The following is a 19,935-nucleotide window of genomic DNA, read 5'->3' as shown; positions in this document are numbered from 1 at the left end:
CCGCAAGCGCGGCCCCATGGGTTTGCCGCACGCGGTCGCAGCAATCGCTACGGCCGCGCGCGAGCCGCCTGACATCAAGCCTTGACGTGGGCGTTGATGTAGTCGATCGCAGCCTGCACGGTGCTGATCTTTTCGGCTTCTTCGTCCGGGATTTCGCACTCGAACTCTTCTTCCAGCGCCATCACCAGTTCAACGGTGTCCAGCGAGTCAGCGCCCAGGTCATCGACGAACGATGCGCTGTTGGTGACTTCCTCTTCCTTGACGCCAAGCTGTTCGACGACGATTTTCTTGACGCGTTCTTCGATGGTGCTCATTGGATATCGCTCCAGATGGAGTAGTGGTTCAAAAATGACGCCATCCGGTGAGGGATGACCGTGGGATAGTGTAGTGGAAACCAGCGACACCTTGCATTGCAGCAAAACATCAAACGGATCAACCACTTGCGGCGCACTCCTTGCGCCACATGCTTACGGCATGTACATGCCGCCGTTCACATGGAGGGTTTCGCCGGTGATGTAGCTGGCCGAAGGACCGGCCAGGAACGCCACCGCGTTGGCGATATCGGACGGCTCGCCGAGCCGCTCCAGGGCGATCGACTTGACCAGGCCGGTGCGCTGCTCTTCCGGCAGGGCCTTGGTCATGTCGGTGTCGATGAAGCCCGGCGCGACCACGTTGACCGTGATCCCGCGCGAGCCGATTTCCTTGGCCAGCGACTTGGAGAAGGCAATGATGCCGGCCTTGGCCGCGGCGTAGTTGGCCTGGCCGGCATTGCCGGTCACGCCGATCACCGAGGCGATGTTGATGATGCGGCCCTTGCGCGCCTTCATCATGCCGCGCATGACGGCCTTGGAGGTGCGGAAGACGCTGGTCAGGTTGGTGTCCAGGATCGCCTGCCAGTCTTCTTCCTTCATCCGCAGCAACAGATTGTCGCGGGTGATGCCGGCGTTGTTGACCAGGATGCTGATGGCGCCGAATTCCTTGGCGATGCCGTCCAGCACGGCCTCCAGCGCAGCAGCGTCGGTGACGTTCAGCGCGCGGCCGTGGCCACCCACGGCAGCCAGGCGCTCACCAATGGCGGCGGCACCGGCGTCGGTGGTGGCGGTGCCGATGACGGTCGCGCCCTGCGCGGCCAGTGCGTCGGCGATCGCGGCACCGATACCCCGGCTGGCGCCGGTGACCAGTGCGATTTCACCCTGAAGGGGCTTGCTCATCTCATTTCCTCGAACGGGATCGGCCTGGCCGGTCTGGCGCGAGGCCAGTCCAGCGCGGGCACGATCGGAAGACATCAGGCGGCCCAGGTCTCGCGGGCCGTCTCGAAATCGGCGGGCGTGGACAGTGTGCGCGCGTCCAGCGATTTGTCGATGCGTTTGATCAATCCGCTCAGCACCTTGCCCGGGCCACATTCGGCCACCCGGGTGACGCCGCGGGCGGCCAGCGCCTGCACGCAGCCGGTCCACTGGACAGGCAGGTACAGCTGCTGGACCAGCGCCTGGCGGATGGCGTCCACGCCGTCATGCACGCGGGCATCGACGTTCTGCACCACCGGCAGGGCCGGGGCGCGCCAGTCCAGGCCAGCCATGGTTTCAGCCAGGCGGTTGGCGGCTTCGCGCATCAGCGGGGTGTGCGAGGGCACGCTGACGGCGAGCTTGACGGCCTTGCGGACGCCCTTCTCGGCCAACAGGGCCAGCGCGCGGTCCACGGCGGCAGCGTCGCCACCGATGACGATCTGGCCGGGCGAGTTGTAGTTGGCCGGGACGACCACCTGGCTGCCGGCGGCCTGTTCGCAGACCTCTACGACGAGGGCGTCTTCCGCGCCGAGGACGGCGGCCATGGCCCCCACGCCGGTCGGGGCGGCTTCCTGCATCAACTGGCCGCGCAGTCGCACCAGATGGGCGCCGTCACGCAGCGAGAGCGCGCCGGCGGCGACCAGGGCGGTGTACTCGCCCAGGCTGTGGCCAGCCAGGACGGCCGGCTTGGCGCCGCCAACGGCGTTCCAGGCGTGCCAGACGCCGATGCTGGCCGCCAGCAGGGCCGGCTGGGTGTACTCGGTGCGGTTGAGCATTTCCTCCGGGCCGCCCTGGGAAAGGGCCCAGAGGTCGACACCGGCGCCGTCGGAGGCCTCGGTGAAGGCCTCGCGGATCTGCGGGTGCAGCTCGGCCAGTTCGGCCAGCATGCCCAGCGACTGCGAGCCCTGGCCCGGGAACACGAATGCGAGATTGGTATCGGTCACGCGATCATCCGCCTGCAAAAATCGAACGGCGAATGATAAAGGGGAACGTCGCCCTTCGTCTGTACTGCCGCGTATGTGGGCTCAGGTGAACAGCTGGAGGATGTCGAGGTCGCCGTCGCTGAAGAAGTCGATGCAGATCACGGCCAGCATCAGCACGCCCAGGGTCGTGGCGCCGTGGACGATCAGGATCGAGTGGGCCAGCGCGCGGGCCGAGCGGCCCATTTTCATGCTGTAACGGGCCAGCCCCTGGAGGCGACCGGTGACATCGTGGGCATGGGCGAGGACCGGCGCTTCGGCGCCGTCCATGGCCTGCGCCATCAGGCTCTGCAGCTGCTGCGGCCGATCTTCGTAGTACTTGGCCACGCCGTAGCCGAACATCAGCCAGTCGCGGGCCTGGGCCTGGGCGAGGTCCATGACTTCCAGGGGGTCTTCTTCGAAATCGATGAAGCCGATCTCGTTGCCGTCCCAGGTCAGGTTGCGCGGCAGTGGCTGGCCGAAATAAGCGCCTTTGCGGTGGGCCTGGGCGATGGCGTTCATCGCCGCGGACACCAGGCGGTCGCGGCCGGCATCGTCGGCTTCGCGCAGGCAGGTGTTGAACGAGGAACCGTTGTCGCCCAGCACGAGGGCGGCGTGGCCGCTGCCGATCACGCTGGGGACGTTGACGCCCTGGGCCTGCAGTTCGGCCAGGCGGCGGGCTTCGGTTTCGCGGGCGGCATCGCCCCCGCGGTGCGGTGGTGGGCGCAGGGCATCAAGCTGGAAGCGGCGGGCGATGAAGTTCAGCAGCCCCAGCGCGACCACGCGGCTTCCTTCGCCGTACTGCTTCAGCCAGGCGCGCTGCCCTTCGATGACGATGGGCTCAACCATGACAGTTCTCCTGAAATGCTTACGGCCCCGTAATGGGGCCGTAACGACAGCGTCACGTTGTCGTAACTGACACTATCAATAGCGCAGCAGAGCAGAACCCCACGTGAAGCCGCCGCCGAAGGCTTCCAGCAGCAGCAGCTGGCCGCGCTCCACACGGCCGGAGCGGACCGCGTGGTCCAGCGCCATCGGCACGGAGGCCGAGGACGTATTGCCGTGCTTGTCGACCGTCACCACCACCTGGTCCATGGACATCTCCAGGCGCTTGGCGGTGGCTTCGATGATGCGCAGGTTGGCCTGGTGCGGGATCAGCCAGTCCAGGTCGGCCTTGGTCAGCGCATTGGCTTCCAGGGTCTCATCGACGACCGAGTCCAGCGCCTTGACGGCGTACTTGAACACGTCGTTGCCCTTCATCAGGATCGCGCCGCGGGCATTGTCGCCCTCGCCGAAACCGGCCGAGACGCCCACCGGGTTCCACAGCAGTTCTTTCTTGCTGCCATCCGAATGCAGGTGGGTGCTGAGGATGCCGGTGTCTTCGTCGGCCTTGAGCACGACGGCGCCCGCGCCATCGCCGAACAGCACGCAGGTGGTGCGCTCGGTCCAGTCGACGATACGGGTCAGGGTTTCCGCACCGATGACCAGCACATGGCGTGCATCACCGGAACGAATGAATTTGTCGGCCACGCTCAACGCGAACACGAAGCCCGAACAGGCGGCGTTGACGTCGAAGGCGGGGCAACCGCTCGCACCGAGCTTGGCCTGGATCAGGCACGCGGTGGAGGGGAAAATCAGGTCAGGCGTGGTGGTGCCCACCACGATCATGTCGAGCTGCGAAGCGTCGATACCGGCCGCTTCAAGCGCACGTACCGCGGCGTGGTAGCCGAGGTCGCTGGTGGTCTCGCCTTCGGCCGCAATGTGCCGTTCGCGGATACCAGTGCGCGATTGAATCCACTCATCGCTGGTGTCGACCATTTTCTCCAGATCCTGGTTGGTCAACACTTTTTCGGGCAAATAACTACCGGTGCCCGCGATCCTCGAGTAGATCCGCTTGCTCATTGCATGTCCTGTAGCACGATCACCAAACGTGGTGATCGGGAAGAATGGGGTAAAGGCCGCCGCCCGACCGGGCAGCGGCCTTCACAAATCAATCTTCTTCGACGGCCGAGTTCGACTTGGTCGTGATCACCTTCTTGCCGCGGTAGAAACCGTCAGCGGTGATGTGGTGACGCAGGTGCACTTCACCGGTGGTCGGATCGGTGGACAGCTGCTTGGCGCTCAGGGCGTCATGCGCACGGCGCATACCGCGGCGGGACGGGGTGACACGGGATTTCTGCACAGCCATGGGATTGCTCCAAACTCGGTTCGTTTTGCTTCGTCGTATCGTCGCGCAGGACGCCAGCGCCCAGCACAGTTTTCGCTTTCGCCGCAGCCGCCGACGACAATCCGGCTGCTATTGTTTTTTCAGTGCCGCCAACGCCGCGAACGGATTGGCCTTGCTGATTTCTTCTTCGGTCGGTGCCCAGTCCTTGTCCACTGCCTCGCCATCGGGAGACAACGGCACGACGGGCACGGCCAGGACGAGTTCGTCCTCGACCAGTTCCAGCGGTCGCAGCATGCCGTCTTCGGGCACCAGCCACGGCTCCCAGCCTTCCGGCAGCGAGGATTCTTCCTCTTCGCTGCGGATCAGACCGAGCCGCTGCACCATCGAAACCGGCAACAGGAAACGCTGCAGGCTGCGCTGACAGATCAGCGGCAGCGCGGTGTCGATGGACAGTTCAACATAGGATACCCGCAGGATGTCGTCGTGCGCGAATTCCAGTGCATAAGTGCACTGACCTTCGGTATCGGCAACAAGGCCTTGCAGGCGGGTCAATTTCGCTAGATCCACCTGGCCATCGAAGCGCCTGCGCGCTGCGACCATCCGCCAAGCATCCAGCATTTCGGGCACGTTTGCGGACATAAGCCGCTGAATGTTAAGGATCGCCCGGGCTGCTGTCAAATGCCTGCGCAGTCAGGTTGCCGATCCCCGCCCCGAGGGGCCAGACTGCCGCCCTTCCGTGCCCGGTATTGTCGCATGACCCCACTGCTGCTTGCCTCCACCTCCCGCTACCGCCGTGAACTGCTGGAACGGCTTGGCCTGCCCCTGCAGACCGCCCGCCCCGAGGTGGATGAGACCCCCGCCCCCGGCGAGGCCCCACGGGCCGTGGCCGTGCGGTTGGCGCAGGCCAAGGCAGAGGCCGTGGCCCGCCTGCACCCGGGCCAGTGGGTGATCGGCTCGGACCAGGTGGCGGAACTGAACGGCGCCGCGCTGGGCAAGCCCGGCACGGTCGAGGGTGCGCAGGCGCAGCTGGCGGCGATGTCCGGCCAGGTGGTCGACTTCCACACGGCGGTGAGCCTGGTGCGCGACGGCGAGGTCCTGGCCGCCTGCGACCGGACCCGGGTCCATTTCCGCACGCTGGATCATGCCGAAATCGTCCGCTACGTGGCCGCCGAGCAGCCGCTGGACTGCGCCGGCAGTTTCAAATGCGAGGGGCTGGGCGTCACCTTGTTCGAGGCGATCGAGAACCGCGACCCGACCGCACTGATCGGCCTGCCGCTGATCGCGGTGAGCCAGCTGCTGCGCCAGGCCGGCTACACCCTGCCCTGAGCTCAGCGCAGCTGCAGCGCTTCCAGGCAGCCGGTATCCAGCGGCCCGGTGGCCCAGCCGACCCAGTGCCCGGCCAGCGGCATCGCCAGGCCCACCGGGCGTCCCGCGCACTGCAGGACCAGCCGCGGCGCCGGGCTCCGGGCAGCGAACTCCACGCGCCACGCGGGTCCGCCCAGCAGGTTGCGCACGGCGACCACCGAGACCGCGCTGAGCGGCACCGCCGAGGCGGTGGCCGCCGTGGGTTCGCCCTGCAGATAGCGCGTTTCCGGCCAGGCGAACATCGCGCTCCCGTGTGCGCGCAGGCTTGGCAGTGCCGCCTTTACTTCGCCGGGTACGCTCTCGCCATGGGTCTGGTCCGGATCGACCACCCCCGCCGCGGCCGCGGTGGCCGTCATGTTGGCCACGCGCTGCATGCTGGCGCCGAGGTAGGCCATCCACGCGGTGCTTGGCACGGCCACCAGGGCCAGCAGGAGCGCCCCCCAGACCACCGGCCGGGGGCGGCGCAGACCCACGCGGACCGTCGCCCACAGCAGCAGGCCGCACCAGAACAGCCACGACCACGGCACATACCGCGGTGCGGCCAGCTGCGTGGGGTAATCGGCGAAATAGGTCCAGCGGCTGAGCGCGACCAGCCCGCCCACGGCCAGCCCGAACCACGCCATCGCCAACGCCACCGACTCCCCGGCGCCGGCGCTGCGCCCGCGTTGCCAGCTGCAACGGGTCATTCCGAGCACTCCGCCCAGCCCAACCGCGCCCACCAGCAGATGCGGCCAGCGCGAGGTCATCACCGGGCCGAACAGCGACTGGTACCCGCTCGCCACCGAATGGACCGCGTCGCGCACGGGCGCGAACGGCAGTTGCTGTGCCGCCGCCGGATCCAGCGCAGGCCAGGCCAGGTAGATGAAGGGCGAGGCCAGCCAGCGCAGCAGCACGTCCAGCTGCGCCAATGGCGCAAGCGCCATCTGCGAGGGCATGCCGGTGCGGCCCATGCCCAGGTGCAGGCCGACCGCCACCAACAGCCCCAGCATCAAGGGTACCCAGTGCGACAGCGGCGCACGGCGCACCACCAGCACCGCCGCCAGCCCGACGAACACCGCTACGCCGCTGCCGAACGAGAACGTCGCGGCGACACCGCACAGCGCCGCCAGCACCGCACCGCGGCGATCCCCACGCAGCAGCATGGCCACCCCGGCCATCAGCGCCGCAGTGATCAGATACGCATGCACCGACTCGTTGCCATGGGTGAGCGCGCGCTGGCTGCCGAGCCAGAAGATCGACAGCGCCCCGATCAGGGTCGCGGCCGCGCGTACCGGTGGCGCCAGCGCATCGGCCTTGATGATCCGGGCCAGCAGCCACAACGTGGCCAGGGCCAGCAGCACGCCCGTGCCGATCTGCAGCCACTGGTTGCCATGCAGCCAGGACAGCTCGGCATGGCGCACCAGGTTCGGCAGGATCTCGCGGTGGCCGTTGTCCGAGACCAGCACGTTCGATGGCCACGGCATCTCCAGCAGCTTCTGGGTAAAGCGCCACGGATCGGCGTACAGCACGCGCGGCGCGAGCCACAGCATCGCCGCCATGCCCACCGCGACGACCGCAGCCACCGCCAGCCACAGCAGGCGCGTCAGCGCGGGCGGCACCGGCACGGAGACCGGACGGGACACCGGCACGGAAGCCGTTTCCGGCGAGGCATTGCGCATGAGGGTGTCATCCATGAAAAAACACGCGCACTCAGCGCGCGGGGACGGTGAAGGCCTGTTCCTGCCACTGCTCCACGCTGCCGTCCTTGCCGTACAGCGTCATGCCCAGCCAATGGCGACCGGGCGCGAGGTGAGCGGTGTTCAGCGTGGCATCGAAGGCCACGTTGGGATGCTGCGGATCGGTGGAGATCTTCCAGGCGCTGGTGATGTCGTAGGCGCGCCCGTAGACCGCATCGCCGACCGGCTTCCCATCGACAAACAGCTGGACGCGTTCGATGCCGGCACCGTCCTTGAAGGCCCAGCCGCGCACATCCAGCGTGTCGCCCACCTTGGCATCCGGCTGCGGCGCATCCACCCAGGCCATCGCCGGGGTGACGCAGGGCCCGTCCACCCGCCCGGCAGGCAGCTTGAACAGCAGGAAGCGCTGATAGCCATGATCGTTGCTGACCACGCGCGGCGGCGGCAGCGGGCCCACCTGGCCGCAGACCGCGTGATAGCGCTCCAGCAGATCGCGATAGCGCTGGTCGCTGGGGGACAGCACCAGCAGCATCGGCGTGTCGCGCTGACCATCGTGCAGCAACCCCCACAGCCCCAGCTGCGCACTGCGGCCGTGTTTGTCGTTCAACGGATGGCGCAGCACCTCGATCGAGGGATCACGCAACTGGAAGCCCAGTTCCGCGCCGACCTTGAAGTTGCCGGCCAGCACGCGCGTGCCCGGTGGCATGCCCTTCAATTCTTGGCGCACGGCGCCTGCCAGGGGTTCCCAGCCGGCGAAGTTGCGCGGGTAATACTTGTAGCCGGCCAGCTGCTCGCGCACGCTCGGCACGGACGCCATCAGGTAATAGCCGAAGGCCAGTGCCAACCCGGCACCGGCCAGCCACCAGCCGGTGCGGCGCAGCCAGCGCGGCCAGCCATTGAGCACGACCGGCACCGCGATGAGCAATGCGAGATAGCCCGGCAACGGCCAGTGGAAACTGATGCGCTCCACATCGGTGAAGAAGCCCAGGGCGAAGATGGACAGGGTCGATACCGCGCCGATCAGACCGAAATACCGCCACTGGGCGCGTGCGCCTCCACCGGAGCGGGTACCGGCCAGGGCCACCTTCCACATCGCGATGCACAGGATCGGGGTGACCAGCATCGGCTGGATCACCAGGAACCACAGCCCGCTCCACTCGAACGCCCACGGGTGGCGCTCGACCACCTGGAATTTCAGGCCGGCATCATGGTTGTCGGCATTCCACGACAGCAGCGGCAGCCACGCCACCACACCGACCGTCAGGGCCACCCATACGCGCGGATCGCGCAGCATGCGCCGGCCCTGCGGCAGCACCAGCAGCGCGATGAAGCCGACCACGATCACCCCGATGAAGCGGTAATGGCTGAGTGCGCCGATCGCCAGGCCTGCGGCCAGCTTCACCGCCGCCGCCGCATCCACGTTGCGCAGCAGGCGTGCACCGGCGTCCAGGCACAGCACGGCGGCCAGCGCCATCGGCACATCCGGCACGGCCAGCATGCCCAGCGTGGCTGACAGCGGCATCAGCAGGGTCAGGCTGCCGGCCTGCCAACCGGCCACCGCGCCGAACCAGCGCGTGGCGATCCGCGAGACCAGCCATGGCAGCCACGCACCGATCGCCAGGAACGGCAGGCGCAGCGCGAGCACATGGTTGCCGCCCACTTCCACGCCCAGGCGCGCCAGCCATGCGGTCAGCCCGGGCAGGTCCGAATAGGCCGCCGCCAGGTGCTGGCCTTCCTGCCAGTAAAAAGCTTCGTCCACGAACAAGGGCAGACGTGCGGCCACCACCAGCTTGACGGCGGTGACCAGCGTCCACAACAACAGGAATATGGTGCGTGCGCGTTGTTCGCCCTGCATTGCTCTATAGAATCAGTGGAATCATCGATACGAGACGGACATGGATCATTCGCCCCCCGTGCCAGCCATGCTAACCGATGTACTGCGACAGTCTCTCCGCGCCGCCCAGGATCAGGTCAACGGGCTGGTGCTGGGCAAGGCCCAGGAGGTACGACTGGCCTTCGTGGCGCTGCTCTCCGGCGGCCATCTGCTGATCGAGGATCTGCCCGGCCTGGGCAAGACCACCCTTGCCCACGCCATGGCATCCAGCCTCGGGCTGGGCTTCCAGCGGGTGCAGTTCACTTCCGACCTGCTGCCTGCCGATGTACTTGGCGTCTCCGTTTACGACGCCGGCAGCCGTCAGTTCCAGTTCCACCCCGGCCCGGTCTTCACCCATGTGCTGCTTGCCGATGAGATCAACCGCGCCCCGCCGCGCACCCAGAGTGCGCTGCTGGAGGCGATGGCCGAGCAGCAGGTGACCCTGGATGGCGTGACCCACCCGCTGCCGGACCCGTTCTTCGTCATCGCCACCCAGAACCCGGTCGACCTGTCCGGTACGTTCCCGTTGCCGGACTCGCAGCTGGACCGCTTCCTGCTGCGGTTGGCGCTGGGCTACCCCAATCCCGAATCCGAGCGCGAGCTGCTGCGCGGCACCGATCGCCGCCACCTGATCGCACAGGCCAACGCGCGGCTGAGCGAGGTGGAGGTGCGGACGCTGCGCGAGGCGGTCGGCCAGGTGCACGCCAGTGAAGCCTTGATCACCTACGTGCAGGCGCTGCTGGCCCGCAGCCGCCAGCACGCCGGGGTGCGCGTCGGCCTGTCACCGCGCGCGGGCCTGGCATTGCTGCGCGCCGCCAAGGCGCATGCCCTGCTGCTGGGCCGCGCACATGTCGTGCCTGAAGACGTGCAGACCCTGTTCGTTGCGGTGGCCGGGCATCGGCTGGTGCCGGAGGCAGAAGCCGGCAATGGGCCGGCATTGGCCCGCGCCATCCTCCAGACCGTGCAGGTCGACTGAGATGCGCCGCGGCTGGGGAGCCCGCTGGCAGCACCTGCAGCATCTGGCGCGACCGCGCCGACCGGAGCACCTGCCCAGCCGGTTCGACCGGCGCCGCATCTATGTGCTGCCGACGCGCTTCGGTCTGTTCGTCGCCGCGCTGCTCTCGGCGATGCTGCTCGGTGCATTGAACTACAACAACAACCCTGCCCTGTTGTTGGCGCTGCTGCTGGCCACGGTCAGCATCGCCAGTGCGATCAGCGCCCACCTGCAGTTGTCCGCGTTGCAGGTGGATGCGGTATCCGCCGAACCGGTCGCCGCAGGCGCGCCGCTGCGGCTGCGCATCAGCCTGTCGCGCACCGATACCCGCGCGCGTCGCGGCCTGCACGTGGAGCACGACGGCGTGGCAGCGTTCGGGCACCTGGTGGACAGCGACCAGATCGAAGTGGATCTCGACCTGCCCACGCATCAGCGCGGCTGGTTCGATCTCTCCCGGATCCGCATCGCCACCACACAGCCACTGGGCCTGGTACGCGCTTGGTCGTGGGTGTGGCCGGAGACACCCTTGCTGGTCTATGCCGCACCGGAAGCGCACGCCCCTGCATTGCCCGAGAGCGGCGGCGATCCGCTGCATACCCGTGTGCATGCCAGCGGCGACGAGCTGCATCAGCTGCGTCCGTATCGCCCCGGCGACCCGACGCGCAGCATCGCGTGGAAGCACTCTGCACGGCGCGACACCCTGCTGGTGCGCGAGTACGAAAAGCCGATCGGCGTGGAGGTCGTGCTGGACTGGTGGCGCCTGGCCCCGCTGGGTACCGAGGCGCGGATCGCGCGCCTGGCGCGCTGGGTCGACCTGGCCGAACGCGAAGGGCGCCGCTACACCCTCACGCTGCCCGGCCAGCCGGTGCTCGGCCCCGGCAATGGCAGTGCCCATCACCATCTGTGCCAGCGCGCGTTGGCGCTGTTGCCCCATGACTGACCGCCCCGTCGCCCCACTCAGCCCCGGTGCGCGCTACTGGACCCTGGCCAGTGCGGCCTTGGGCCTGTTGCCGCTGCTGCTGCAGCTGCCCACCGTGCTGGCGGCCGTCATCGCCGGCGTTGCACTGCTGACCGCCCTGGCTTCGCGCCAGCGCCTGCTGCCGGGGGCACTGCGCCTGCTGCTGGTGCTCGCCATGCTGGGCGCCATCTACTGGCAGATGGGCCCGCGCCCGGGCCGCGATACCGGCTGCGCGCTGCTGGCGGCGATGCTCGCGTTGAAATCCAGCGAGCTGCGCAGCCTGCGCGATGCGCGCAGCCTGGTCGGCTTCGGGTTGTTCGGCCCGTTCGCGGCGTTCCTGCTCGACCAAGGGCCGCTGACGATGACATTGGCGGTACTGGCCGGCCTGGTCGCATTGCTCTCGTTGCAGCGGCTGGCGCACCTGGAAGGCCACGCACCGCCGGCGCCGCTCAAACGCCAGCTGCGCGGGATCGGCCGGCTGGTCATGCTCGGCCTGCCATTGGCGCTGGCCGGTTTCTGGCTGTTCCCGCGGTTGAGTGAACCCCTGTGGGGCATCCCCGATCGCGCGGTCGGCAAGCCCGGCCTGTCCGACACGATGGAGCCCGGGCAGTGGCTGGATCTGATGGCCGATGACACCCCGGCGCTGCGCGTGCAGTTTTTTGGCGCGGTTCCGGAACCGCAGCAGCGCTACTGGCGCGGCCCGGTGCTCAGCCTGTTCGACGGCAAACGCTGGGAACAGGACAGGCATCTGATCGAGCGCGCGCCCGCCGCGGTGACCCACGCCAGCACACAGTGGGAGTACCAGATCGACTATGAGCCGACCGACCGCCGCCAGCTGGTCGCGCTGGATCTGCCGTTGCAGGCCCCTGCCGGCAGCGATCTGGATGCCAACCACAGCCTGCGCAGCCACGCAGCACTGAATGTCCTGACCCGCTGGCGGCTGCGTTCCGCCCCGGCCGTGGCCTACACCGACCCATTGACGCCTTACGAGCGTCGCCTTGCGCTGCAGCTGCCCGACGGCGTGAATCCGCGCACGGCGGTGCTGGCGCGGCAGTGGCGGCAGGAGGCTGGCAGCAACGATGCGGCGATCGTGCAGCGCGCGCTCGAGTGGGTACGTGCGCGCTTCGTCTACACCCTGGACACGCCCGAGCCGGGCCGCGATGGCGTGGACGAGTTCCTGTTCGACCAGCAGGCCGGCTTCTGCCAGCACTTCAGCTCATCGTTCGTTGTGTTGATGCGCAACGCCGGCATCCCGGCGCGGGTCGTGACCGGCTTCGCCGGTGGCGTCCACAATCCCTATGGTGACTACTGGGTGCTGCGCCGGATGGATGCCCATGCCTGGGCCGAGGTCTGGCTGCCCGGGCGCGGCTGGGTGCGGGTCGACCCGACCGCGGCCGTCGCCCCCGAACGCATCTACGACACGATCGACGACCGGCTGGCGGCGGGCGACGCCGGTGCGATGCTCAACAGCCGTTGGCTGCAGTTCGGGCAGATGGGGGACTGGCTGCGCCGGGGCTGGAACGACCTGATCCTGTCCTTCGATGCCAACCGCCAGCAACGGCTTCTTGAACCGTTTGGTTTCGAGCGCTTGGATCCGACCCGACTGGTGGGAATTTTCACTGTCTTCGCGCTGGCCGCGCTAGGGTGGATGGCGTGGTTGCTGGCCCGGGGCGAACGCGAACGCGACCCGCTGCTGCGGGCGTGGCACCGGCTGGGACGCCGCTATGCACGCCATGGGCTGGAACGCGCCAGCGCCGAACCGGCCAGCGAGTGGGCCCGCCGGGTGGACCGGCAACGGCCCGATCCGGCGTTGTTGTCGCTCAGCGCGCGTTTCGTCCAGGCGCGCTACGCTGGCGCTGACGTCGACCTCACTTCATTATTGCGCGACCTGCGCAGGCATCGCCCGACCTCCGGAGCATCCCCATGAAGATTCAAATCCTGCTTCCCCTTGCTGCCTCTCTGGCATTGGCTGCCTGCGCCACCGCGCCCAAGCCGCTGCAGGGGCAGTTCAGTATGGTCAGCCCGCGTGACGCGGTTCCCCCCCAGCAGGTGGGCACTCCGGTGCGTTGGGGTGGCCGCATCATCGAAACCAACCCGGGCCAGGGCCAGACCTGCTTCCAGATGATTTCGCGTCCGCTCAACGGCAGTGGCCGCCCGAGCACCACCTCGGCCGACGCCAGTGACGGTCGCTTCATCGCGTGCCGCGCCGGCTTCTACGATCCGGCGGTGTTCGAGCCGGGCCGGGACGTGACCTTCATCGGCAAGATCGGCGGCTACGAGAACACCCGTATCGGCGAGTACGACTATCGCCTGCCGAAGCTGGACGCCGATGTGATCTACCTGTGGCCGGAACAGCGCCAGGTCGACGTGGTGCCCGCCTACCCGTACGGCCCGTGGGGCCCGGGCTGGGGTCCGGGCTGGGGCTACCGCGGCTGGGGCTGGTGGTAAGCCCGGAGGTGGCGCGTCCCCGTCGCTGATGCGGACGCGCTGAAAAAAACGCCGCCTTCGGGCGGCGTTTTTTGTTGCCCCGGCCCGCTCAGCCGTTCGGCGTGCCGAAGTGACCCAGCTGCGCGCCGGCCAGCAGGTGCAGGTGGATATGGAACACGGTCTGCCCGGCGTGCTCACGGCAGTTCATGACGATACGGTAGCCGTCCTGCGCGAACCCTTCGCGGCGGGCGTACTCGGCGGCGGCCATGGCCAGCTTGCCGATCAGGTGCGCCTGGTCCGGCCGCACGTCATCCAGGGTCGGGATCGCTTCGTGCTTGGGAATGAACAACACGTGCACCGGCGCCTGCGGCGCGATGTCCTTGAAGCCGAGCACCTCCTCGTCTTCGTAGACGATGGTGGCGGGAATTTCGCGGCGGATGATCTTGCCGAACAGGGTGTCGTGGCTCATGAGGGCACCTCGTGTAACAGGGCCTTGGAGAGTAGCGCGGATGCACGCCCGGTTTCGATCACCGGCGCGGGTTGCGCGGGATCATTCCTGCACTTCCGTACGCGTACCGAAGGCGTGCGACAGCGTGCCGCGATCCACGTATTCCAGCTCGCCGCCCAGCGGCAGGCCCTGCGCCAACCGGCTCGGGCGGACCTTGTGGCTGCGCGCCATCTGGGCCAGGTAATGCGCGGTCGCTTCGCCTTCCACGGTGGCACTGGTGGCGATGATCAACTCGGTCACTTCGCCTTGCTTCAGGCGGGCCTCCAGCTGATCCAGGCCCAGCTCGCGCGGACCGATGCCGTCCAGCGGTGACAGCCGCCCCTGCAGCACGAAATAGACCCCGCGGTAGCCGGTAGCCGTTTCGATCGCCAGGCGATCGGCCGGTGATTCCACCGCACACAGCTGCTGGCGCTCGCGGCTGCCGTTGGCGCAGACCGCACAGACCTCGGTCTCGCTGAAATCCCGGCACTGCGCGCAATGCCCGATCCGCTCGATCGCCTTGGCCAGCACCTCGGCCAGCTTCTGGCCGCCCTCGCGCTCACGTTCGAGCACGTGGTAGGCCATGCGCTGGGCGGTCTTCTGGCCCACGCCCGGCAACACGCGGAAGGCCTCGATCAATTGTTCGAGCAGGGGCAGGCTCATGGCGGATCGCTCATCTCAGAAACAAGCGCGCGAAGCCCGGAGGCTTCGCGGCGCGGTCACCACCCTCGCCAGGCCTCGACCCGGCGCAGACGTGGCTCAGAACGGCAGCTTCATGCCCGGGGGCAGCTGCATGCCAGCGGTCGCCGAACCCATGCGGTTCTTCGACTCGGCATCGATCTTGTTGGAGGCATCGTTGAACGCTGCGGCCACCAGGTCTTCGGTCATTTCCGCATCGGAGAGCACCGACGGATCAATGCGCACCTTGCGGCATTCCTTGGTGCCGGTCAGGGTCACGCTGACCATGCCGCCGCCGGCGCTGCCGGTGACTTCCAGCTTGGCGAGGTCTTCCTGGGCCTTCTGCAGGTTTTCCTGCATCTTCTGGGCCTGCTGCATCAGTTGGGCGATATTGCCGCGCATGGTTCTTTACTCTTCAAAAGGACGAATGGAATCGGCCACGACCCGGGCACCGTGTTGCTGGATCAGCAACTGCACCGACGGGTCGGCCATGAAAGCGGCTTCCGCCGCCGTTTGGCGTTCGCCACGCTGGCGGTCAGCGCGCTGATGCAGGGTCTCGGCACCAGCCGCGCCGGTATCGATCACCAGACGCGGAGCCTGCCCCAGGGGGCCAGTCAATGCCGCAATCAGCGCCGCCTGCGAGCGGTCCGAACTCAAGTACTCAAATCCGGGCGAAATCGCCAGTTTCAAGACACCGTGCTGGTAGCTGATGAACGCCGAGTGGGCCGCCAGCTGCTTGGACGGGCCATTGAGCTGGCTGCCGGCGACCAGTTCCAGCCAGGCATCGGCGGTCAGCTCAGCGCTCGCCCCTGACGGCGCGGCGTCGGCCACTGAGGGTGCGATGGCGATACCCTCCGGGCGAGCCACCGGGGCGGGGGCTTCCCGCACAGGCGCGGGAGCAGCCGGTGCCACGGTCCGCTCGGGCGGCGCTTCCCATGGAGCGACCATGGCCGCATCCGGGGTCGCCATTTCAGCAGCCAGCGCTTCGTCGCGATCGGCCGCATCGTTCTCCTGATGCCACGGCGGCAGATCGTCGTCAGCAGCGGGGGCAGGCGCGTTCGGCCTGGCCGGCTTGACCGGTTTGACCGGCTCGGCGGCTGTCGGGGCGGGAGCAACCTGTTTCAGCGGCGGGGCTGCGGCCTCGGGGGGCGCGACGACCGGGGCGGCGGCCGGCGCCTCAGGCGCCACCGGGGCTGCCTGAGCGACGGGCGCGCTGGCCTTGGCGGGCGCCACGGACGGAGCCGGAGCCGGAGCCGGAGCCGAAGCCGCTGCCGCAGCGGCCATGCCGGCGCCCTGGCCACTGGCCTGGCCGCCACTGTTCACTTCGGTACCTGTGCCCGGATCGCGGGGCACGGGCGGGACGGCCGATGCCGGGCGGAACGCCAGCATGCGCAGCACCGCCATCTCGAATCCAGCACGCGGGCTTGGGGCCAGGTGCAGGTCACGGCGACCGCCCAGGGCCATCTGGTACCAGAGCTGCACCACTTCCGGACGCAGGCGCTGGGCGAAGGCCTCGGCATCGATCCCCTCGCCCGCCGTCGCGGCGCCCGGCACCAGCTGCTGCACCTGGATCCGGTGCAGGGCTTCGGCCAGGGCGTCGAGCACCCCACTCCAGTCCGGCGAGAACTCGGCCAGCAGGGCCACGGTCTGCAGCAGGCGCGGACCATCACCATCGGCCAGCGCATCCAGCATCGCCGCCACCTGGGTGCGGTCCACCGTGCCCAGCATCGCGCGCACCACATCCTCGCGCAGCGCACCGCCGGCATAGGCGATCGCCTGATCCAGCAACGACAGGCCATCACGCAGGCTGCCATCGGCGGCCTTGGCCAGCTGCACGATCGCAGTCGGATCGGACTCGATCTCCTCGGCGGCCAGGATCTTGGTCATCTGGCCTTGGATCTGTTCCTCGTCCAACCGCTTCAGGTTGAACTGCAGGCAGCGCGAAAGGACCGTCACCGGCAGCTTCTGCGGATCGGTGGTGGCCAGCAGGAACTTCACGTGCTCCGGCGGCTCTTCCAGCGTCTTGAGCAGCGCATTGAACGCCGCCTTGGACAGCATGTGCACTTCGTCGATCAGGTAGACCTTGTACTTGCCCCGGGAGGGCATGTACTGGGCGTTCTCGATCACCTCGCGGACATCATCCACACCGGTATTGGACGCGGCATCGATCTCGAGCAGATCGATGTAACGGCCGGAGTCGATATCCAGGCAGGCCGGGCACTGGCCGCATGGATCGGCGCTGGTGCCCTGCTCGCAGTTCAGCGACTTGGCGAAAATACGGGCAATGGTGGTCTTGCCGACCCCGCGGGTGCCGGTAAACAGGAACGCATGGTGCACCCGGCCGCTGTCCAGCGCATTGCTGAGCGCACGGACCACGTGTTCCTGGCCCACCAGCTCGGCAAAACGCTTCGGACGCCACTTGCGGGCAAGGACGAGATAGGACATCAGGCCACCGTCTTCATCGGGACGACCATTGTGCCACGCCTGTCCAGCCCCCCTGCCCCCGTGACGAACCGCTTGTGCGATTCCGATTCCCCCGCTAGAATCTGCGCCCCTGCAGCGGGTTGTGTGCGGCAGGTCCGGAGAGGTGTCCGAGTGGTTGAAGGAGCACGCCTGGAAAGTGTGTAAGCGTCTAAACCGCGCTTCGGGGGTTCGAATCCCCCTCTCTCCGCCAGATATTCGAACTAAGCCCCTGATTTTAAGGGGCTTTTTTCTTTTATGCCCGACCTAGTATGCCATCCAGTATGCCACAGCAAGTTGGCTGTGGTTGGGGCTCTTTGCGCCGCGCTGTGCATCGCGAAGCAGCGGAAACCCGTGACGGCTGCACCACCCACTGCCTTCATGCGAAGCGTGCCCGACTCCAGCCTGATGCACTTGGCCTACCGGACTTTGCCGCGGCCGCCTTACTGACCTTTTGCTGACAATGGCCAGCCCCGCTCGACAGGAATTTCCGGAGAGGTTTCTGGATCACTTGCCGAAATCCGCTCCTTATTCAATTTCCTCGTACCTGCCCAGCATGTCCCCTAAGGACGGCCATCCCGGCTGTCCCGATCGAGGACAAGCACATGCCACCCAACACGGTTAACGAAATGGCCGCGCAGTTCACCGCAGCGTACCAGGCACTCAAAGACAAGAAAGATACCGAACGGCTCCTTACGCTTATCAAGCCGATGATCCTGACCGCCAAGGCGGACGGCATCAGCGACAAGGAGTTGATTGACCTAATCAATGCCTTGGGTCTGCGAGAGAAGTTCTACCCCGCAAAGCTCAAGGAGCTGCGCGGCCGACTGGGCAAGTCTGAATCGGACGCGCCCGCCAATGGCGAAGAGGGCCCGCCGACGAACGAGGGCTCCCTCCATCCGCTCGCAGCCGCGCTCAGCGGCCGCCTCGAGGGGGCCGCGGCGTGAACATGCTTGCCCCGCTCACGACCATCCAGGCACCCGACTATAACTTCGGCATGCTCCCGCCGTTGGTCGCAGCTGCCGCGAGGGCAGTTTGCGCCAGGGCCACGGAAGCCTGCCCCGCCTTGGTCCGGACGCACCTGCTGTCGGTCCTGTCCTCCGCGGTCGCTCCTCTCTACGTAATGTCGCCGCCCAACTGGACGCCCATTCCCATCGGCGTCAACACGCTGTGCATCGCCGATGTTGGTGGAAGTAAGAGCCCGGTACACGAGTGCATGATCCAGCCGCTCAAGGACCACGCTCGAAACAGCTTCGCTCGGCATGAGGTCGCGCGAACCGAAGCGAGCGCCGCGTCGGCCGAGCAAAAGTTCCATATCAAGCTCCTGAAGGCCGAGATCGCGCGCCGCCTGCGCAAGGAGGAGCCCGCGCAGGATCTTCTTGCGACACTGGCCGAGCTGCACCGCACGGCCACGGCGGCCCCCAAACACCGTCCGCGCCTCGCGAGCAACCTCGACCTGGAAAGCCTGCTTCAACAGCTGGATGGCGAATACGAAGCAGTCGATTTCCTTACCGACGAAGGTGACAAGCTGCTGAGCTCCAGCTTGATGCGCCACGTGTCGGATCTTGTTGATCTGATCGACGGCAAATCGCTGGAATTTCGGCGAGAGAAGAAGAGGCATCTCTATGCCAGCCAACCGCGTGGCACGTTCGGCTTGCTGGCGCAGTCCGCCGCGATCGAGCCGTTCCGCCCCCGGTGCAAGCGCAATGAGTACACCGAGCACAAGGCCGTCAGGCTCGGCTTCTTCGCGCGTTTCCTCGTCTGCGTCGCCCAGCCGTCGCCTATGGGCAATCGATACGCACCCGCGGGCGACGATGACGAGGCTCTTTCGAATCTCCACGAGACGCTCAAGGAGCTTTACGACCTGCACCAGGACAACCAGGAGGCCGGTGGCATTGCGCCCATCGAACTGGCCTTCGCACCTGACGCGCTGGGCTACTGGGACGAGCTGTGCCGCATCACTCACAATCTCAAGTTCGGACAGCTCGCGCATATCGCCGACTTCGTCTCGAAGATGCTCAACTTGACCGCCCGACTGGCTGCGGTGCTGCATGTATGGGAAAGCCAGACCCACTACGTCTCGATCTCCTGCCTCCAACGTGCCTGGGCGCTTGTCTACTGGCATGCCACCCAGTACGAACTCGTGTTCGTGCCGCCGCCTCCCCTGCCCCAACAGGAGGCCGACGTGGCAGCCGTAATCGAGCACTTGAAGATCTTTCGCTTTGAAACCGACTACAAGGAAGTTCCCACGGAGCCCATTGGCCTGTTGCTTGGCATTCCCAGCAATCGTCTGCGCGCCGCCCTTCTACGCATGGAGCAGCGAGACCTGATCGAGCTATGCGGCGGCAAGACCACGTTCATCAATTGCATGAAGATGTTCTCTCGATCGCGCAACATTACCTGGCGATGATCGTTACACATCGAACACAAAAAATGCCCGGCAGCCGCCGGGCATTCTTCTTACTAGGCTGTACACCTCACCTTAGCCAATATCTGCATAAGCATTTCCGGCACTACCCCATCCGACCGAAGCGTTGCCGATCGATAAGCTAGCTGGTTCTTAGAGAGACTTATGGTAATCCCCCCGCAGGTTAGCCGCAGCCAT

20 protein-coding genes and 1 tRNA gene are annotated in these 19,935 nt (G+C 67.1%); 8 read left to right on the top strand and 13 right to left on the bottom strand.

Annotated elements, in window-relative coordinates; all coding sequences use genetic code 11:
• Positions 1 to 74: 74 nt before the first annotated feature.
• From acpP to HMPREF3113_RS09180, 7 genes are all read right to left on the bottom strand, one after another.
• Positions 75 to 314 carry an acyl carrier protein gene (gene acpP, locus HMPREF3113_RS09210; protein ID WP_017357544.1) on the bottom strand — a complete coding sequence of 80 codons (240 nt, stop codon included), beginning with the start codon at positions 312 to 314 and terminating at the stop codon, positions 75 to 77.
• A 153-nt stretch (positions 315 to 467) separates the two neighbouring features.
• On the bottom strand, positions 468 to 1,211 hold the full coding sequence (gene fabG / locus HMPREF3113_RS09205) for a 3-oxoacyl-ACP reductase FabG (protein WP_070426748.1): 744 nt from the start codon (positions 1,209 to 1,211) through the stop codon (positions 468 to 470).
• A 74-nt stretch (positions 1,212 to 1,285) separates the two neighbouring features.
• Complete coding sequence (gene fabD, locus HMPREF3113_RS09200) at positions 1,286 to 2,230, bottom strand: ACP S-malonyltransferase (protein ID WP_026070121.1); 945 nt, start codon at positions 2,228 to 2,230, stop codon at positions 1,286 to 1,288.
• Positions 2,231 to 2,311: 81 nt separating this feature from the next.
• Positions 2,312 to 3,094 (bottom strand): BUD32 family EKC/KEOPS complex subunit, encoded by a 783-nt coding sequence (locus tag HMPREF3113_RS09195; protein ID WP_019185347.1) that lies wholly within the window; start codon positions 3,092 to 3,094, stop codon positions 2,312 to 2,314.
• Positions 3,095 to 3,169: 75 nt separating this feature from the next.
• Positions 3,170 to 4,147: a beta-ketoacyl-ACP synthase III gene (locus HMPREF3113_RS09190; protein WP_019185346.1), complete on the bottom strand. Its 978-nt coding sequence runs from the start codon at positions 4,145 to 4,147 to the stop codon at positions 3,170 to 3,172.
• A gap of 88 nt (positions 4,148 to 4,235) precedes the next feature.
• Positions 4,236 to 4,433, bottom strand: coding sequence for a 50S ribosomal protein L32 (rpmF, locus tag HMPREF3113_RS09185; protein ID WP_017357626.1), 198 nt, complete (start codon positions 4,431 to 4,433; stop codon positions 4,236 to 4,238).
• A gap of 108 nt (positions 4,434 to 4,541) precedes the next feature.
• Positions 4,542 to 5,051, bottom strand: a complete 510-nt coding sequence (locus tag HMPREF3113_RS09180; protein ID WP_019185345.1) for a YceD family protein — start codon at positions 5,049 to 5,051, stop codon at positions 4,542 to 4,544.
• Positions 5,052 to 5,165: 114 nt separating this feature from the next.
• On the opposite strand from HMPREF3113_RS09180, the gene HMPREF3113_RS09175 reads away from it, so the two are divergent.
• Positions 5,166 to 5,738, top strand: a complete 573-nt coding sequence (locus HMPREF3113_RS09175; protein ID WP_019185344.1) for a Maf family protein — start codon at positions 5,166 to 5,168, stop codon at positions 5,736 to 5,738.
• A 2-nt stretch (positions 5,739 to 5,740) separates the two neighbouring features.
• Here HMPREF3113_RS09175 and HMPREF3113_RS09170 read toward each other — a convergent pair whose 3' ends face one another.
• A complete protein-coding gene (locus HMPREF3113_RS09170; RefSeq protein WP_139146326.1) occupies positions 5,741 to 7,450 on the bottom strand; it encodes a hypothetical protein in 1,710 nt (569 codons plus the stop codon).
• Positions 7,451 to 7,466: 16 nt separating this feature from the next.
• Positions 7,467 to 9,308 carry a glycosyltransferase family 39 protein gene (locus HMPREF3113_RS09165; RefSeq protein WP_070471839.1) on the bottom strand — a complete coding sequence of 614 codons (1,842 nt, stop codon included), beginning with the start codon at positions 9,306 to 9,308 and terminating at the stop codon, positions 7,467 to 7,469.
• 40 nt (positions 9,309 to 9,348) lie between these two features.
• Between HMPREF3113_RS09165 and HMPREF3113_RS09160 the strand changes: the two genes are divergently transcribed.
• The 4 genes from HMPREF3113_RS09160 to HMPREF3113_RS09145 are packed head-to-tail and all read left to right on the top strand — an operon-like array spanning position 9,349 to position 13,726.
• Positions 9,349 to 10,302: an AAA family ATPase gene (locus tag HMPREF3113_RS09160; RefSeq protein WP_019185341.1), complete on the top strand. Its 954-nt coding sequence runs from the start codon at positions 9,349 to 9,351 to the stop codon at positions 10,300 to 10,302.
• 1 nt (position 10,303) lies between these two features.
• Positions 10,304 to 11,260 (top strand): DUF58 domain-containing protein, encoded by a 957-nt coding sequence (locus HMPREF3113_RS09155; protein WP_070471838.1) that lies wholly within the window; start codon positions 10,304 to 10,306, stop codon positions 11,258 to 11,260.
• Positions 11,253 to 13,205, top strand: coding sequence for a transglutaminase TgpA family protein (locus HMPREF3113_RS09150; protein ID WP_070471837.1), 1,953 nt, complete (start codon positions 11,253 to 11,255; stop codon positions 13,203 to 13,205). The genes HMPREF3113_RS09155 and HMPREF3113_RS09150 overlap by 8 nt, the downstream gene beginning before the upstream one ends.
• Positions 13,202 to 13,726 carry a Slp family lipoprotein gene (locus HMPREF3113_RS09145; protein WP_070471836.1) on the top strand — a complete coding sequence of 175 codons (525 nt, stop codon included), beginning with the start codon at positions 13,202 to 13,204 and terminating at the stop codon, positions 13,724 to 13,726. The genes HMPREF3113_RS09150 and HMPREF3113_RS09145 overlap by 4 nt, the downstream gene beginning before the upstream one ends.
• A gap of 88 nt (positions 13,727 to 13,814) precedes the next feature.
• Here HMPREF3113_RS09145 and HMPREF3113_RS09140 read toward each other — a convergent pair whose 3' ends face one another.
• The 4 genes from HMPREF3113_RS09140 to dnaX all read right to left on the bottom strand — a co-directional run bounded on the left by HMPREF3113_RS09140 (position 13,815) and on the right by dnaX (position 17,315).
• The gene (locus HMPREF3113_RS09140; protein ID WP_019185337.1) at positions 13,815 to 14,174 is read right to left on the bottom strand and encodes a histidine triad nucleotide-binding protein; all 360 of its coding nucleotides are present in this window, start codon (positions 14,172 to 14,174) and stop codon (positions 13,815 to 13,817) included.
• A gap of 81 nt (positions 14,175 to 14,255) precedes the next feature.
• Positions 14,256 to 14,855 (bottom strand): recombination mediator RecR, encoded by a 600-nt coding sequence (gene recR, locus HMPREF3113_RS09135; protein ID WP_019185336.1) that lies wholly within the window; start codon positions 14,853 to 14,855, stop codon positions 14,256 to 14,258.
• A gap of 96 nt (positions 14,856 to 14,951) precedes the next feature.
• Positions 14,952 to 15,272 (bottom strand): YbaB/EbfC family nucleoid-associated protein, encoded by a 321-nt coding sequence (locus HMPREF3113_RS09130; protein ID WP_019185335.1) that lies wholly within the window; start codon positions 15,270 to 15,272, stop codon positions 14,952 to 14,954.
• 6 nt (positions 15,273 to 15,278) lie between these two features.
• Positions 15,279 to 17,315 (bottom strand): DNA polymerase III subunit gamma/tau, encoded by a 2,037-nt coding sequence (gene dnaX, locus HMPREF3113_RS09125; protein ID WP_070471835.1) that lies wholly within the window; start codon positions 17,313 to 17,315, stop codon positions 15,279 to 15,281.
• 136 nt (positions 17,316 to 17,451) lie between these two features.
• Here dnaX and HMPREF3113_RS09120 point away from each other — a divergent pair.
• The 3 genes from HMPREF3113_RS09120 to HMPREF3113_RS09110 all read left to right on the top strand — a co-directional run bounded on the left by HMPREF3113_RS09120 (position 17,452) and on the right by HMPREF3113_RS09110 (position 19,740).
• Positions 17,452 to 17,544: transfer RNA gene (locus HMPREF3113_RS09120), tRNA-Ser, on the top strand.
• Between the two features lie 391 nt (positions 17,545 to 17,935).
• A complete protein-coding gene (locus HMPREF3113_RS09115; protein WP_070471834.1) occupies positions 17,936 to 18,277 on the top strand; it encodes a hypothetical protein in 342 nt (113 codons plus the stop codon).
• A gap of 2 nt (positions 18,278 to 18,279) precedes the next feature.
• Complete coding sequence (locus tag HMPREF3113_RS09110) at positions 18,280 to 19,740, top strand: YfjI family protein (protein WP_254665267.1); 1,461 nt, start codon at positions 18,280 to 18,282, stop codon at positions 19,738 to 19,740.
• The last annotated feature ends 195 nt before the right edge of the window (positions 19,741 to 19,935 follow it).

It is taken from the genome of Stenotrophomonas sp. HMSC10F06 (genome assembly GCF_001807865.1).
Taxonomy (GTDB): domain Bacteria; phylum Pseudomonadota; class Gammaproteobacteria; order Xanthomonadales; family Xanthomonadaceae; genus Stenotrophomonas; species Stenotrophomonas bentonitica_A.
Note: the sequence above shows the minus strand (reverse complement) of the source record. Positions and strands in the feature narration are given on the sequence as shown.